The sequence below is a fragment of the Rhizobium leguminosarum bv. trifolii WSM2297 genome, assembly GCF_000271845.1.
On sequence record NZ_JH719392.1, the window covers coordinates 563,395 to 579,025 of the forward strand.

Annotated in this window: 10 protein-coding genes; 4 read left to right on the forward strand and 6 right to left on the reverse strand. The window is 63.2% G+C overall.

The window, feature by feature from the left end; genetic code table 11:
- Positions 1-55: 55 nt before the first annotated feature.
- Positions 56-2,137 carry a penicillin-binding protein 1C gene (gene pbpC / locus RLEG4DRAFT_RS02570; protein ID WP_003575202.1) on the reverse strand — a complete coding sequence of 694 codons (2,082 nt, stop codon included), beginning with the start codon at positions 2,135-2,137 and terminating at the stop codon, positions 56-58.
- Positions 2,137-7,605: an alpha-2-macroglobulin family protein gene (locus tag RLEG4DRAFT_RS02575; RefSeq protein WP_003575204.1), complete on the reverse strand. Its 5,469-nt coding sequence runs from the start codon at positions 7,603-7,605 to the stop codon at positions 2,137-2,139. The genes pbpC and RLEG4DRAFT_RS02575 overlap by 1 nt, the downstream gene beginning before the upstream one ends.
- Positions 7,606-7,814: 209 nt before the next feature.
- Between RLEG4DRAFT_RS02575 and msrA the strand changes: the two genes are divergently transcribed.
- On the forward strand, positions 7,815-8,519 hold the full coding sequence (gene msrA / locus RLEG4DRAFT_RS02580; RefSeq protein ID WP_003575205.1) for a peptide-methionine (S)-S-oxide reductase MsrA: 705 nt from the start codon (positions 7,815-7,817) through the stop codon (positions 8,517-8,519).
- A 6-nt stretch (positions 8,520-8,525) separates the two neighbouring features.
- Here msrA and RLEG4DRAFT_RS02585 read toward each other — a convergent pair whose 3' ends face one another.
- A complete protein-coding gene (locus RLEG4DRAFT_RS02585) occupies positions 8,526-9,032 on the reverse strand; it encodes a L,D-transpeptidase family protein (RefSeq protein ID WP_003575207.1) in 507 nt (168 codons plus the stop codon).
- A 276-nt stretch (positions 9,033-9,308) separates the two neighbouring features.
- Between RLEG4DRAFT_RS02585 and RLEG4DRAFT_RS02590 the strand changes: the two genes are divergently transcribed.
- Positions 9,309-9,749, forward strand: a complete 441-nt coding sequence (locus RLEG4DRAFT_RS02590; RefSeq protein ID WP_003575209.1) for a response regulator — start codon at positions 9,309-9,311, stop codon at positions 9,747-9,749.
- Here the strand turns inward: RLEG4DRAFT_RS02590 and RLEG4DRAFT_RS02595 are convergent, their stop codons facing one another.
- Positions 9,750-10,487, reverse strand: coding sequence for a TetR/AcrR family transcriptional regulator (locus tag RLEG4DRAFT_RS02595; RefSeq protein ID WP_037093095.1), 738 nt, complete (start codon positions 10,485-10,487; stop codon positions 9,750-9,752). It abuts the gene before it with no gap.
- Positions 10,488-10,659: 172 nt separating this feature from the next.
- On the opposite strand from RLEG4DRAFT_RS02595, the gene RLEG4DRAFT_RS02600 reads away from it, so the two are divergent.
- Together RLEG4DRAFT_RS02600 and RLEG4DRAFT_RS02605 are read left to right on the forward strand one after the other, a co-directional pair.
- Positions 10,660-11,859, forward strand: a complete 1,200-nt coding sequence (locus tag RLEG4DRAFT_RS02600; RefSeq protein ID WP_003575211.1) for a multidrug effflux MFS transporter — start codon at positions 10,660-10,662, stop codon at positions 11,857-11,859.
- Between the two features lie 138 nt (positions 11,860-11,997).
- Complete coding sequence (locus RLEG4DRAFT_RS02605) at positions 11,998-13,290, forward strand: MFS transporter (protein ID WP_003575212.1); 1,293 nt, start codon at positions 11,998-12,000, stop codon at positions 13,288-13,290.
- Between the two features lie 7 nt (positions 13,291-13,297).
- Here RLEG4DRAFT_RS02605 and RLEG4DRAFT_RS02610 read toward each other — a convergent pair whose 3' ends face one another.
- Positions 13,298-14,335, reverse strand: a complete 1,038-nt coding sequence (locus RLEG4DRAFT_RS02610) for a LacI family DNA-binding transcriptional regulator (RefSeq protein ID WP_003575213.1) — start codon at positions 14,333-14,335, stop codon at positions 13,298-13,300.
- A gap of 133 nt (positions 14,336-14,468) precedes the next feature.
- Positions 14,469-15,509 carry a LacI family DNA-binding transcriptional regulator gene (locus RLEG4DRAFT_RS02615; RefSeq protein ID WP_003575214.1) on the reverse strand — a complete coding sequence of 347 codons (1,041 nt, stop codon included), beginning with the start codon at positions 15,507-15,509 and terminating at the stop codon, positions 14,469-14,471.
- Positions 15,510-15,631: the final 122 nt, after the last annotated feature.

Sequence of the window (15,631 nt, forward strand, 5' to 3'; positions counted from 1 at the left end):
CGTCTGACGTTGGAGGGAGACCCATTCCAACGGTTGTGGCCGGGTTTTGGTTCCCTCAGTCGATGAAAACGCCCACGCTTGCGGCGCGTCCGGCTGAATCGATGACCGTCAGTTTCGAGTAGCCGCCGCCGTCCGGCAGCCATTGCTGGGTGCGGCGGCGGGAGAGGTCGGGCAGCGGCTTGCCGTTGGCAAGCCAGCGGAAGGGGGCGCGGCCGCCCTGCAGCTTCAGCATCAGTGGCGACAGGTCGCCTGCTCCGGCGCCGAGATCGATATGGGCGCCTTCGGGCGGATAGACGATCTGTGGCGCGGCCTCGCGGCCGGAGGCGACGAGCAGGCCGCTGGCATTCAGCGCAAAACGCCGCTGGCTGATCGGCAGCTCGGATTGGGCGATGCGCACGGCCCCGGCGGGCGGGCGGGGCAGGGGGGTGGTGGCGATGCCGGATTTGGCGAAACCCTCGAACAGGATCGGTGCGGCGGTGCCGTAGCCGGTCAAACCCGGCACGGCGCTGTTATCGGGCCGTCCGACCCAGACGCCGAGCACGTATCGCCCGTCATAGCCGACCGACCAGGCGTCGCGATAGCCGTAGCTCGTGCCGGTCTTGTAGGCGATGCCGCGCTGCGGCGCGCCGGCGGGGGGAATGACGCCGGAGAGAATATCGGCGACGTTCCAGACCGCCACCGGCTCCAGCAGGGCTTCGCCGTCGAGCTTGCCCGGTTGACCGGTAATGCCGTCGCCGAGCCTTGCCGGCTGGCCGCGATTGGCAAGCGCCGTATAGAGCTGCACCAGATCCTTGAGCGTGATGCCGATGCCGCCAAGACCGATCGCCAGTCCCGGCGTCTCGTTCGGCGGCAGCACCGGCCGCACCTCGGCGCGGCGGAAGCGCACCAGCAGCCGCGACGGACCGACGGCGTCGAGCAGCTTGACGGCCGGCACGTTCAAGGAGAGTTGCAAGGCCTCGCGCACAGTGACGTCGCCCTGATAGCTCATATCGAAATTGCGCGGCCGGTAGCCGAAGAAATCGGCCGGCCGGTCTTCGATGATCGTCTCCTGGGAGACGAGGCCCTGCTCGAAGGCGAGCCCGTAGATGAAGGGCTTCAGCGTCGAGCCCGGCGAGCGGTTGACGCGCGTCATGTCGATCCAGCCGGAGCGGCTGGCGTCGAAGTAATCGGCCGAGCCGACCTCGCCGACGATCGCGCCGGTTTGCGCATCCGCCATCACCATGGCGAGCGAAAGCTTCGGCCCAAGTTTCATCGCCGCCGCCCGCGCCACCGATTCCAGCCCCTGCTGCACCTGCTTCTTCAAGGTAGTCTGGTGCTTGAGGACAGTCGGTTCCTCACGCAGAGCCGCTTCGGCGACATGGGCGGCGAGCGCCGGCAACTGCAGGCGCCGCGGCGGGATCGCGACAGCCTCGGCCCGCTCCGCCTCGCCGTCGCCGACGGCCTCAGCCACGGCGACACGCTCGAGCACGCGTTTACGTGCCTCTTGCGCCGCCTTCAGATTGCGGTCCGGCCGTCGCCGTTCCGGCAATTGCGGCAGGGCGACGAGCAGGGCGGCTTCGGCGACCGTCAGGCGCCGCGGCTCCTTGCCGAAATAGGCAAGGCTTGCGGCGCGCACGCCTTCGAGATTGCCGCCATAGGGCGCATGGGTGAGATAGAGATCGAGGATCTCCTCTTTCGACAACCGCCGCTCGATCTGCACGGCGCGTGCGAGCTGCAGCAGTTTTGCCGAAAGCGAGCGCCCGGCGCGGGGCTCGATAAGCCGCGCCACCTGCATCGACAGCGTCGAGGCGCCGGAGACGATGCGGCCGTTCCTGATGAATTGCGTGGCTGCCCGCCCGAGCGCCCAGGCGTCGACACCGCTGTGATCGTAGAAACGCTGGTCCTCATAGGCAACAAGCATGCGCAGGAATTGCGGATCGACGTCGGCGACCGTCGTCTTCAGTCGCCAGCGTCCTTCCGATGTCGCAAAGGCGCGCAGCAATTGGCCGTCGGCATCGAGTACCTCGGCGGAGACGAGGTCCGCTTTTTCAAGCGGCGGCGGAAAGGCCTTGTCGGCGGCGTCGAGCGCAAAGAGGGCCGCGCCGGCAAGAACGATGCCGGCGGCGGACCCAATCGCAAACTTGTGCCACAGCCTCATTATTGCGCTGTCACGACCTCCATCTTGCCGGTCGCCGTGCGGGCCGAAAGCTCCGGCCGGTACATGTCCTCGACGGTTGCGGCCGGATGGTCGTAGGTGCCTGGGGTGACGGCGCGCACGACATAGGCGACGTTGAATTCGCGTTCGTCGCCCTGAGCGCGGTTGAAGGCGGCGACGAAGCGGTCGTAGCGGAATTCGGTATGGGCCGCTGATATTTCGCCGATCCAGTCGAAATTCGTCATCTGGGCGCTGTCGACCAGGTTCGGATTGTCGATCTCGAAACCGGCCGGCAGAAGGTCGGTGATGACGATGCGCGACGGCCAGTCGTTGGTTTCGCGCACATGGATGACGACGACGTAACGCTCGTTCTGCTTGGCTTCGCTGACATTCGCCTCTTCGCCGTCGAGCGTGTAATAGCTGCGCTCGATGAGGAAACCGTCGCCGCCGGCCGGCAGCGGCACGGCCGGGGCGGCAACGGTGGTGACAATGGCCGAGACCTCGTCACTCGTCTGGTTGGTCAGTGTCAGCGGATGGTCGGCGAGGGCATCGCCGGTCATGCGGGCCATATAGGCGCCGGTATGGGCGGCGCCGTTGACATCGATTTTCAGGTCGTCATCGCCGCCCTGGATGGCGCGCGCGGCAAGCAGCATCCAGGTTTCTTCCTGGGTGCTCTTGTATTTGCTGCGTCCCCATTCCTTGGCGACGGCCTTGGAGAGCTCCGGAATGACCGGCGGTACCGGCCGGCTTTCGGCGGCAAGCGCCAGGATCGCAGCACCATCGCGCAGGATCGTGCCGTAATCGGTGCGCGACAGGTTCACCCGCGACACCATCGATTGCTGCGACATCTGCAGCGCGTCGAGGAAGATGTTCTTCGAACGCTGGGCATCGCCGTAGAGCGCCAATGCGGCGGCGATATGCGCCTTGGCGAGCGGCGTCGGGAAGTCGTTGATCATCGTATCGGCATAATAACGCAGATCACTGATCGCCGCCTTCTTGTTGCGGGCAAGCACATAGACGGCATAGGCGATCTGGTCGCCCTGGCCCTTGATGTCGGTGGTGTAGGAGAGCGTGTTCTGCAGGTTTTCGAGCGCCTGCACGAAGGCCCTTTCCGGCACGTCGTATTTCATTTCGCGGGCCCGCGTCAGGAAATCGGTGACGTAGGAATCGAGCCAGACGTCGCCCGAATCCGGTCCCCAGAGACCGAAGCTGCCGGCCGAGGCCTGGTAGGAGAGCACGCGGTAGATCGCATCCTGCACACGCTTGTGCACGTCGTCGTCATTTTCGATGCCGGCCTGCTTCGCCACTTCGGCGAGGTAGAGCAGCGGCAGCGCCCGGCTGGTGGTCTGCTCGGCGCAGCCGAAGGGATAGCGGTCGAGCGTCATCAGCAGTGCCGGAATGTCGAAAGCGGCCGAACGGGTGACGTTGACGCTGATCGAAGCGCCGGGCAGCACGCTGTCGGCAAGCAGATTCTTGTCGACGGTGAGCTTGGCCCCGGGCTTCAGGGCCAGCACCCTGCGTTCGGTGATCGGCAGGGATGACGGGCGCACCGGCACGTCGACGGTCTGGTCGAGCGACAGGCCGGAGGCGTCGGAGAGATTGATCGAGACGCTGCCGGCGCCCGGCTGCTTGCCGATCAGCGACAGCGTCAGTTCGGATTTGGCGCCTGCTTCGAGGCGGATCGTCTGCGCGGCGGAGGCTGCTTCAATGCCGACGGCGTCGTTGCCGGTCAGCTGCAGCTTGTAGTCGCCGGCCGGCGCATCGGTGTTGGCGATGTCGAGGCGCAGATTGGCCTTGTCGCCGGGGGCCATGAATTTCGGCAGGCTGGCGGTGACCACGACGGGATCGCGGATGATGACATCCTTGACGCCGTGGCCGACACCTGATTTCGACCATGCCACCGCCATGACGCGGGCCGTGCCGTTGAATTGCGGAATGTCGAAGGAAACATGCGCCTTGCCCTCGGCGTCGAGCTTCACCGGGCCGGAGAAGTAAGCGACGAGCTTCTGCGTCGGCGGGCTTGCCTGCAGCGCCACCGCGCCGCCGTCGCCGCCGGTGCGGAGCTTGCCGGTCGCACCCAGCGAGCCGTCGATCAGCCGGCCATAGAGGTCGCGGATTTCAAGGCCGAGCTGGCGCTGGCCGAAATACCAGTCCTCGGGGTTCGGCGGTTCGTAGCGCGTCAGGTTGAGAATGCCGACGTCGACGGCGGCAACCGTGACATATGCATCTTCATTGGCGCCGGCGCCCGCCACCTGCAGGTTAATATCAAGCGGTCCGCGCGGCAGCATCTTTTCCGGCGTGTCGAGCTTGACCTGCAATGCGCGCTGTTCGGGATCGACCTTCAGCCACTTGATGCCGATCGAGCGCATTGGCATATGGCTGTCCTGGGCATCGCCGGGGCGGAAGAGGGTGGCGGTGACATAGGCGCCGGCGCCCCAGTCCGCGGTGACGGGGATGTCGACCTCGCCGCCGGTCTCGCCCATCGTCGCATTCTGAACGGCGACCAGCTTTTCTGTCCCGGCCGTCACCATCAATTCGCCGCCGTAGCGCGAGGTGACTTTCAGCTTGGCCGTGTCGCCAATCTTGTAGCTGTCCTTGTCGAGGGCGATTTCCAGCCCGTCGGGTGTTTCGGTGGAGGTCGAGGTGACGAACCAGCCGGCGTCGAATTCGACGCTCGAGGTCGGGCCGTCGGCATCCGAGCTTTCCACTTCGAGGCGATAGCGGCCCCATTTCACCGGCACGGAGATCTTGCCGCCATCCATCGTCGCATCGACGCTGCCGTTGGCAACCTGCTCGGCGGTATAGACCGGCTCATATTTCCACGCGGTTCCCTCGCGATACCATTGGTACTCGCGGTTGAGGCTGTAGAATTTCCAGCGCAGGCCCTTGCTCTCCTGCTTCTGTCCGTTGGCGTCGACACCGATCACCGTGAAGTTGGCGATGGAGTTTTCGGGCAGCTCGTCGGAAAATTCCGGCTTGATGCCGATCGAAGCGCGATCGCTCTTCACCGGAAGCACCAGCGAGCGCTCGATGGCGCGCCCGCCCGCCTCCTGCATTCTCACATAGACGGTGGCGTTGAGCAGCTGTGTCGTCGCCGGCAGGTCGCCGACGGTGAGGTCGGTCGAGGCTTCGCCGTTCTCGTCGAGTTCGGGCAGCCCGTCGATCGGCAGGCGCGAATCCTCGCTCGCCTCCTCGTCGGCGAGCCCGAAGAGAAAGCCCTTGTAAGCCGCGCTCTCGCGCGTCGGCTTGACGACGACATCGCCTTCGAGCGTCAGGCCGGCGGCCGGCGCGCCATAAAGATACTTGCCGGATATGGTGATCGTTGCCGGCGTATCCGGACCGATTTCCTTGGCCTCGGTCTTGATCTCCATGTCGGTGCGATCGGGTACGAAATCGTCGACGAGGAAGCTCTTGCTGGCGATCGCACTGCCCTTGGGATCGGTATAGATGTTCATCGTCCAGGTGCCGCGCATGGCGTTTTCCTGGGTGGCGAAATCGACGCTGTAACCGCCGAGATTGCTGGTCTCACTGACGATCCGCCGGTCTTCGACGCCATCCGGGCGGCTGAAGATGAAGGTGAGCGGCAGGTTCTCGATGGCGTTGCCGTCGGTGTCGCGGGCGAGCGCCTGCGTATGCACCGTTTCGCCGGCGCGGTAGATGCCGCGTTCGGTGAAGGTCAGGACGTCGATCGCGCCGGGTGCGGCGCGGCCGGTGACGCCGCGGTCGGAGAGGTCGAAACCGGCGCGCGTCATGTCGAGGAAGACATAGTCCGAGGCGCCGTTTTTAGCGGTGATGACGGCGGGCGTCAGCGCCGCCGTGCCACGGATCAGGCCGGCGGTGAAGGTGGCGCGGCCGTCCGCGTCAGTGGTCGCAGTGCCGAGCACTTCATTGTTCTTGGCAAGCAGCTGCAGCTCGACGCCTGCTATCGGTTTGGCCGAGGCGAGCGAACGGGTGAAGACATTGAGCCCGTCGGTGCCAGCATAGGTGGTGACGCCGATATCGGAGACGAGGAACCATTGCGTCGCCTGCGAATCCCACTCCTGCGTCGGGCCGTTCGGGCCGGTCGCCGTCATCACGTAGATGCCGGGCTTGCGCTCGGGCAGCGCCTCATCGACCGGGAAGCTGGTGACGATGTCCTTATTGAGCTCGTTGGCGATGTCGATCGAGCCCTGCCAGACGAGTTCGCCGTTCTGGTCCTGAATGTTCTGGGCGCTGTAGCCGTCGAGCTGGGTCAGGAACTGCGAATTGGTCAAGAGCGGCGCAATGGCGCGATCGCCGATGCGGTAGAGTTTGAGGTTGGCCGACGCCATGTTGACCGAGACGATCGGGATGCCGCGGCGCGCCGTCGAGGGCAGCACGAAGCTGTCGCCGGTGAAACGCACCATCTGGCTGCGGTCCTTGATATAGACGTCGATGCTGACGGGGGCTTCGAGCGCCTCGTCGACGGCTGACGGCAGGCCGGTGCGGAAGGCGATCTTATAGGTCTCGCCATGCGTCAGCCCCTCGACGCAGATCTGCTTGTCTTTGGTTTCCAGCGCCTTGGGTGCTGCACCGTTCAGCGTCACGAAGGGCGTGTAGTCGGTTGTTTTGATGAGCGCCTCGGAGAAGGTGACGCAGGCCCGCGGCGTGGCGCTGTCGGCATCGACCGTGTGTTCGGTGATGCGGAAGCCCTGCGTCGCTTTCAGCTGCAGGTAGGCCGCCTGCACATCGTCGGAGGCAACGAGCGCCAGGCTAGCCTTGTAGGCGTCGAGCGCCGGGCGGTAATTGGCGTTTCGTTCCAGAGCAGTGGCCAGCACGGAGAGCGCCTCGGCGCGCTTGGCCTTGGTGCGGGTCAGCTCGTAGCCGTTCAGCGCGTCGACCACCGCCTGGCCCGTGACGCTGCTCTCGGTGCTGCCGTACGAAATTGCAGCACGAGCGGTTTCAAGCCAGAGATCGGGATCGTCGGGTGTGAGCGACAGCGCGCCGTGGAAGGCAATCAACGCATCGTTCATATTGTTGGCGGTCATGTCGAGACGGGCGTTGGCCGTCAGGCTGTCGACGCCCTGGCCCTGCTGGCCGTCGGCAAGCTCCAGATTGTCCTTGTAATCGTGGGCCTGCTGAATGAGGTCGTTGGTCAGGAAGGTCAGGCGCGGCGCGGCGCCGAGATCCGGCTCCTTCTGGCCGGCGGTTTCGACGATCTTGCCGGCGATGGCGCCGGGGAAGGCGTTCATCGTCTTGAAGTCCGATTTCAGGAAACACCACTTCACCTTGGGATTGTAGGTAAAGGCCTTGCAGCTCTTGTCGCCGATGCAGGAGGTCTTGCACTGATCGAGCGAGACGTTCTGCTCGGTGCGAAGATCGAAACCGAAGAAATCGGCGTCCTTGATCGTCTGGATGTCGCGCTTGGTTTCCGCAGCCGCGGCGGGAAAACTGACGGCGATCGTGGAAAAAAATGCGATTGTCACGAAAGCAAAGAACGAGCGCACGGACATTGGTTCCCCCCAAGGATACAGGCGATGCAGGCTCTGACCGGCGGGCACTCTCCTCACTCCACGAGAGATTGTCAATCTCCACTCGGGCGCTGTTTCATCTTCGCACAGGCACTTTCGTGCGGCTGTCACATCGGCGTGAGTGATCGCCTTGTGATTTGCGGCTTTTGCAGGAATAGGCAAGTATTTGGACGATCGCAGGAGGTAGCGCCATGTCCACATCATCTCGTCGCCGGAGCCTTGTCGCGCTCCTGGCTGCCGCAGTCTTTTCAATCGCTGCGGGTGCCGCAGGCGCGGCTGAAGATGCCGTCACCATCCCGCCGCCCGCCGTCGACGAGGCCGCCGGGGCGGGGACCGAGACCGCCATTTTCGCCGGCGGTTGCTTCTGGGGCGTCCAGGGCGTCTTCCAACACGTGAAGGGCGTCAAGAGCGCCGTCTCCGGTTATGCCGGCGGCGAGGCGGCTTCGGCGCAGTACGAAACCGTCAGCACCGGTTCGACAGGTCATGCCGAATCCGTCGAGGTGAAGTTCGATCCGAAACAAGTGAGCTACGGGAAATTGCTGCAGATCTTCTTCTCAGTGGCGCATAACCCGACGCAGCTGAATTTCCAGGGTCCGGATCAGGGAACGCAATACCGTTCGGCGCTGTTCGTCGCCGGTCCCGAGCAGCGAAAGGTGGCTGAGCATTATATCGACCAGCTCGACAAGGCACATGTCTTTGCCAAACCGATCGTCACCAAGGTGTCTGATGCCGCCGGCTTCTATCCCGCCGAAGCCTATCATCAGGATTTTCTAACGCTCAATCCAACCTATCCCTATATCGTCTACAACGATCTGCCGAAAATCGAGAACCTGAAGTCGCTATTTCCGGCCGATTACCGCAACGAGCCGGTTCTCGTCAGGAAGGCCAAGGGATGACTCCCGTCAGGGCATGATGTCGATGGGCGTATGATCGGGAACGCGGGCCCAGATATCGCGCATCTCGGCGTTGGTGACGGCAATACAGCCATCCGTCCAATCCCATAGGCGATGGGTATTGCCGAACAGGCCCCAGCCGGGCGGAAAGCCATGGGATTGCGCGTTCCGCCGATCGTCCGGGTTCGGATAGGAAATATGCAGGCTGAGATGCGCCATCGACTTGGGATTGCGCCAGTCGATTTCATACCGCCCTTCCGGTGTTTTTTCGTCGCCTTCCTGGTGCTTTGGCCCGGCATCGGCAGCCTGTCCCAGCGAAATCCGGTAGGTCGAGATTGGAACATCTCCTTTGAGAAGGACCATGCGCCGTTCGGATTTATAAACTCGAATGAGATCGGCTTGTTGCTCCTGCGGCGCATCCGGGGGCAGTGAGCCCGAGCCGATCCTGGCCATCAATTTCGTATAGGCGAAAAGACTGACGACCACGATGGCCAGTACTATGAGTCTTTTTCTCAATCCCGATCCTCGATCCTCAAGCCAAGGAAATAATCATATCGCGCCATCGCGCCCTCATCCACCAGTGCCCTTGAGATTTAGAACAATCCGCCGCCAGTTTTTCTTTGCGGCCTCCTTGTTAGGAATTCGTCAACGTTAACAATATCTTAATTCTGACAAATCGCGTTCCACCGCGGAACATATCGTTTAGTTACCCGTTACGACAATGAGTTTCGAGCAGGACAGCTGCCGAAGCGGATCCCTCTTTCGGATTATGGCGTAACAAGGGGACGTATCATGGCCACCAATGTCGTGCGGCGCTGGCAACGAGATGATCTCATGAGACAGAGAGTATTAATCGTCGAAGATGAATTCCTGATCGCGCTCGATCTCGGGGCGACGGTGGAAGGCATGGGCATGCAGGTGGCAGGCCTTGCGAGCGATCGCGAACAGGCGCTGCGGCTGGCACCGCTGGCCGATATCGCCTTCGTCGACGTCAATCTCGCCGACGGCCCGACTGGGCCCGAGATCGGCCGGCGGCTGGCGCAAGAGCACGGCGTTGCGGTGGTCTTCATGACCGGCAATCCGGAGGTTGTCGCCGAGGGCGTCGAGGGCGCAGTCGGGGTCGTGCAGAAGCCGGTCATGCCCTCTGTCGTACAGCAACTGGTAAATTATCTCGCAGCACGCCGCGTCGGCATGTTCGCTGTCGTGCCTTCGCAGATGACGGTCTTTGCCTGATCAGCCGGCGATGGCTGCAAGCTCCGGCGGACGGCCGGCAATATCCGCCCCAGGCCTGCCATAGGCCTTGAGAAAAGTACGGACGGCGTTACGCGCCGCCTTATCAAGCTCTTCATCGGTGGGGGTTTCGCCGAAAAGCGTCATCATCTGCAGATCGGCATTGGCGAGCGCCACGAACTGCCTTGCGGCGACGTCGAAATCGTCGATGACGAGCGCGCCCTTATGCGCAAGCCGCGCGAGAAGTGCTGAAAGGGCAGTGGTCAGCTTGCCCGGACCCTGCTGGCGCCAGCTTTCGAACAGGTGCGGATAGCGTTCACCCTCGGTCTGCACCAGCTTGCGCAGGAATTTTCCGTCGTGATTGCAGATGCAATTCTTGTTGAGGCGCACGGCAAATTCCGTCAGCCCGTCCTCCAGATTGTCGGCCTTCTCAGGGAAACTCGACAGCACGGAGAAGAGCATGGCATTGGCGCGGTTCATGACGTCCTCGACGACGGCGACGAACAGCGTCTCTTTTTCGCGGTAGTGATTGTAGATTGTCTGGCGGGAGACGCAGGCAACGGCGGCGATCTCGTCGATGCTGGCGCCGGCAAAACCCTGGCGGCAGAACACGTCGGCGGCGGCATCGAGGATCGACATGCGCTTGGCGCATTGTCCGCGCTGCGTATGCCCAGCCGTGCCTGCCGGTGTCATGCGATCTTTCATGAAGACGAGGATAAGGCGTTTTGACGTATTAGACAATGGCGTCTAGTTTTACATCAGTGTCCAAAATTATTGACACGCTTGGTTTCCGCGCTGGAGATATGAGCTCCCAACTTCGTCTTCGCGCGAACGATCATCATTGAACCCTTAAGAGAATGCGACGGAGCGACGATCCGGCGCCTCCGCTGCGCTTTTATGAAAGATCACCCCTATGACGGCTTCCTTCTTTCGCATGGCCCTCATTCTCGGCCTTCTCTCTGCCATCGGGCCTTTCGCCATCGACATGTATCTGCCCGCTCTGCCCTCCATCGGCCAGGACCTGCATGCCGATAACAATGTCACCCAGCTGACACTTCTCGCTTTCTTCATCTCCTTTGCGCTCGCTCAGCTCGTCTACGGTCCGCTGTCGGATATGTGGGGCCGCAAGCTGCCGCTTTACCTCGGCATCGGCATTTTCGCCGTCGCCTCGATCGGCTGCGCGCTTGCGACCAATATCGAAACGCTGATCGCCTTCCGTTTCGTCCAGGGCATCGGCGGTGCTGCCGGAATGGTTATTCCGCGCGCCATCGTCCGCGACATGCATACCGGCGTGCAGGCGGCGCGGCTGATGTCGCTGCTGATGCTGGTCTTTTCGATCTCGCCGATCCTGGCACCGCTGACCGGCAGCGCCGTCATCGAATTCTACGGCTGGCGCGGGGTGTTCTGGGCGGTGACGATCGCGGCCTCCATCGGCCTTGTCCTGCTCGCCACCCAGCTTGAGGAAACCCGTCCGGCCAAGGAGCGCAGCGGCAGCGGCCTCAAGAGCGCCATGGCGGCCTACCGGCTGCTGCTTTCCGACCGCAATTTTCTGACGCTGACCTTCATCGGTGGCCTGGGGATTTCGAGCTTCCTCGTCTATCTCGCCAACTCGCCCTTCGTGTTGATCCAGCATTACGGGCTGACCCCGACCGAATACAGCTTCGCCTTCTCGATCAACGCCGTGTCCTTCTTTGCGGTGTCGCAGGCGACCGGCTGGCTCGGCGAGCGTTTCGGCCTGGTGCGGGTCATGCGGATTGCCGTCAGCGCCTTCGCGCTTGCCATGGTGGTCATGGCGGTCACGATGGCTGCAGGCTTCAACCAGCTGCCCGTCATGGCGAGTTTCCTCTTCATCGGCTACGGCTTCCTCGGCCTCGTCATTCCGACGAGCGCGGTGCTCGCCCTTGAGGATCATGGCGCCATCGCCGGCACCGCCTCGTCGCTGATGGGCACGCTGCATTTCGTCATTGCCGCCGTCGCCATGGTAATCTCGAGCCTGTTCTTCGACGGCACTGCCGTTCCGATGGCCGCCGGCATCGCACTCTGCGCCTTCGCAGCCTTCGTGCTGACCCAGGCGACGATCGGCCGCCGCGCCGCCGTTGCCGCTGCCGAATGATCAAGGGCTGGCCGCACCCGGTCTCGGGTGCGGCTACCAATCAGGGTTGCGGCTTCGGAGAAAATACCTCGCGCAATTGAATATTGCCCGACCGCGCTATCTACCCCTGACGAAACATTGATAGTCCGGAGAATACGCATGGTCGACGAGAAACGGCTGATCTCGAAAATCACCTGGAAGCTGATGCCGTTTCTCGGCATCCTCTATCTGATCGCCTATATCGACCGTCAGAACGTCAGCTTCGCCAAGCTGCAGATGGTCGATGCGCTCGGGATGAGCGAATACGCATACGGTCTCGGCGCGTCTCTCTTTTTCATCGGCTATTTTCTTTTCGAGGTGCCCAGCAACCTGTTCCTCGACAGGCTCGGCGCCCGTGTCTGGTTCGCCCGCATCCTGGTCTCCTGGGGCATCGTCACCATTGCGCTGGCCTTCACCCAGAACGCGACGATGTTTTATATCCTGCGCTTTCTGCTCGGCGTCTGCGAAGCCGGCTTCTTTCCCGGCGTGCTCTATCTGCTGACGCTCTGGTTCCCCGCGGACTATCGCGGCAGGATGGTCGGGCTGTTCATGATCTTCAGCGCCATCGCCAACGCCGTCGGCGCGCCGCTCGGCGGCGTGCTGCTCGATCTCGACGGTCTCTATGGCTTTGCCGGCTGGGAATGGGTGTTCCTGGCGACCGGCATTCCGGCCGTGATTGCCGGTATCGTGACCTTCTTCTATCTTCCCGGCAAGCCTGAAAACGCTGGTTTTTTGAACGACGAGGAAAAGACCTGGCTCGAACGCCGGCTCGCCTCGGAAAATGCCGGCATGGGCGAACATGCCGGAAACGGCTTTAAGGCGCTCGTCGACCCGCGCGTTCTGCTGATGGCGCTCTGCTATATCGCTTTTCCGCTGTCGGCCTATGGGCTGAGCTACTGGCTCCCGACCATCGTCAAGGCCTTCGGCGTCAGCAACACGGTCAACGGTTTCCTCAACATTATTCCCTGGCTGCTGGTGGCGGTGGCGCTTTATGCCGTGCCCACGATGGCCGACAAGGCACAATCGAAGACGCCCTATATCGTCATTCCGGCTTTCATCGGCGCCGCCTGCCTGCTGCTCTCGGCGCTGATCCCGAGCCACACGCTTCAATTCGCCTTCCTCTGTGTGGCCGCCGCCGGCATCTTCGCACCGCAGCCGGTATTCTGGAGCCTGCCCTCGCGTTTCCTCAAAGGTGCGGGTGCTGCAGCCGGCCTCGCCGCCATCAATTCGGTCGGAAACCTCGGCGGTTTCGTCGCCCAGAACGTCGTTCCCTGGATCAAGGATGCAAGCGGCAGCACGATCGCGCCGATGTTCTTCCTCGCCGCCTGCCTTGCCGCCGGCGCCCTGCTGGTGTTCTTCGTCACGCGTCAGCTGTCGAGCCGGGAGCCGCCGGCGGCGCCGAGCCGGGTTTGAGGGCGTATTAGCCCTTCAGTGAGAAAGCATCGCTTTCGCCTGGAACGAGTTCCAGCGGCCAGATCCGGTTGCGGGCGCCCTGCGGGTAGTGCTCGGCATAGGCCGGCATGCTGGCAAGCAGGGTTTCGCCGAGCTGGGCGCCGAGATCGCGCAGCGACATGCGGAAGGAAGTCAGCGATGGCTGCAGGAAATGTGTACGCGGCTCCTCGCGGAAACCGACAACGGCGAGGTCGCGGCCGGGCACGATGCCGGCCTCGGCCAGCCTGCGGTAAAGTCCGATCGCCATCAGCTCGTGGATCAGGATGATTGCGGTCGGCTGTTCTTTAATCATCAGCAATTCGTGGCCGGCCTGATAGCCGCCCTGTTCGCTCGATTTGACACGGATGACGAGGGCCGGGTCGAACGGGATATCGTGGCGTTTCAGCGCCTGACGGTAACTGTCGAGGAAGATGTAGCCGAGATTGATGTCGGAGGAGGGGGCGGCCACCGCGATCCGCCGATGGCCCTTGGCGACCAGCCGGTCGACGCCGCGCGCCGCCACGCCCTCGAAATCGAGGTCCATCCAGGTGTAGCTGCCGCCGGACGCGCTGCGGCCGAGCGCCACGAAGGGAATGCGGGCCTTTTCCAGAAGCTCGATGCGTCGGTCGGTGCGGCGTGTCGCCGAGATGATCAGCGCGTCGACAAGCCGGCGCGCCACCATGCGCTTCAGATATTCGTGCGGATCCTCGTCATCGGGGCAGGGCAGCATGACCAGATCGAGCTTGTGGCGGGAAAAGACGCTCTGCAGTCCATCGATGACGCCGAGGAAGAAGTCGTCGCTGTTTTCGACCGTCTCGCGGCTGACTTCGAGCATCAGCCCGATGACGTTGGTCATGCCCTGGCGGAGGCTGCGGCCCGATTGGTTGGCGACATAACCGAGTTCTTCGGCTGCGGCGAGCACACGCCGGCGCGTCTCTTCGTTGACGTCGGGCTTGCCGTTCAACGCCCGCGACACGGTTCCGATCGAAATGTCGAGATGCTCGGCGAGCTGGCGGATTCCTTTCATCTCAGGCGATCTTCCTCCCGTTACGGCGCCGCGCGTCTTTTTAGCCGCGCACAGGGCGCTGTAACACTTTGATCTAAGCGTTCTGCCCTTCTTGCCACAGGATGACCCCTGCGAAAAGCCGTGCGGGAAGAGGTCACTGTCTGAAGCTTTGGCGGAAGACCAGCTCGGGGATGACGCGTTCGGAAGCCGGAGGGGCATCGGGATTTTCAAGCCGCCGCTCCATGAGCGCGACGGCGCGTTGCGCCATGATCAGCGGGTCCTGGCGGAAGGTGGTCAGCTGATAGCTCAGCCAGGCGGATTCAGGCACGTCGTCGAAACCGATGACGGCGACATCCTCGGAGACGCGCAGCCGCGCTTCCAGGCGCAGGACATCCATCAGCCCGAAGGCGATCAGATCATTGGCGCAAAAGACGGCGTCGGGCTTTATTTGCTCCGAAAACAGCGCGCGACCGGCGGTGACGCCGCCCTCGTAATCGGAATCTTCACCGCGGGCGATAACAACGGACGCGCCGAGCGACTCGGCTGCCGAAAGGAAGGCGTTTTCGCGCTCGACGATCGCAGGCGTTCTGGAATTGGAGCCGATCACCGCCAGCCGCCGCCGGCCGCTGGCGTAGAAGGCAGTTGCCGCCTTGCGCGAGGCTTCGGAATTGCCGGCACGCACATGGTCGGCGTCGGGCTCCGACCGGCCGATGACGACAAGCGGCTGACCGTTTCGCTGGGCGAGTTCAAGGAAACTTGCCGGCGGCGAGCCGGACAGGATTATGATCGCCTCGGCGCGATGGCCGATCAGCATCTTTTGGGCGGCGAGCAGCTCGTCTTCCGTCTGGCCGGTGTTGATGAGGATCGGAATGCTGCCGCGGCGGATCAGGGCTTTGGCAAGGGTTGCCGCCAAATGCGCGCGAAAACCGACTTCAGGCCGGGTCGCGACGATGCCGACGAGGCGGCTCTGATTGGCGAGCACGCCGCGCGCCAGATCATTAACGTGGTAGCCGAGCTCTTCCGCCGCCCGCCGCACCTTTTCGCGCGTTGTCGGGGCGACGCTTGCGCCCGGCGTGAAGGTGCGCGACACGGCAGAGCGCGAAACGCCCGCGAGCTGTGCCACCTGCTCGGCGCTGACGAAACGCATGCGCTCTTTTTTCGGCGTCTTCCCGCCGCTCACCGGACCATCATTCATCGGCTCTCAGCTATTGCTCGTCTCTGACAGCTGGATGACAGCGGGGGGATTTTTGCCACGAAAAACCGAGGCTGCGCGACGCAACCTCGGCTGAGGGGCAAGCAGCGACGGGCATTGATCAG

Coding starts and splice junctions, on each gene's coding strand:
- pbpC (WP_003575202.1), bottom strand. CDS start 2,137: ATGAGGCTGTGGCACAAGTTTGCGATTGGGTCCGCCGCCGGCATCGTT.
- RLEG4DRAFT_RS02575 (WP_003575204.1), bottom strand. CDS start 7,605: ATGTCCGTGCGCTCGTTCTTTGCTTTCGTGACAATCGCATTTTTTTCC.
- msrA (WP_003575205.1), top strand. CDS start 7,815: ATGTCCACATCATCTCGTCGCCGGAGCCTTGTCGCGCTCCTGGCTGCC.
- RLEG4DRAFT_RS02590 (WP_003575209.1), top strand. CDS start 9,309: ATGGCCACCAATGTCGTGCGGCGCTGGCAACGAGATGATCTCATGAGA.
- RLEG4DRAFT_RS02600 (WP_003575211.1), top strand. CDS start 10,660: ATGACGGCTTCCTTCTTTCGCATGGCCCTCATTCTCGGCCTTCTCTCT.
- RLEG4DRAFT_RS02605 (WP_003575212.1), top strand. CDS start 11,998: ATGGTCGACGAGAAACGGCTGATCTCGAAAATCACCTGGAAGCTGATG.
- RLEG4DRAFT_RS02610 (WP_003575213.1), bottom strand. CDS start 14,335: ATGAAAGGAATCCGCCAGCTCGCCGAGCATCTCGACATTTCGATCGGA.
- RLEG4DRAFT_RS02615 (WP_003575214.1), bottom strand. CDS start 15,509: ATGAATGATGGTCCGGTGAGCGGCGGGAAGACGCCGAAAAAAGAGCGC.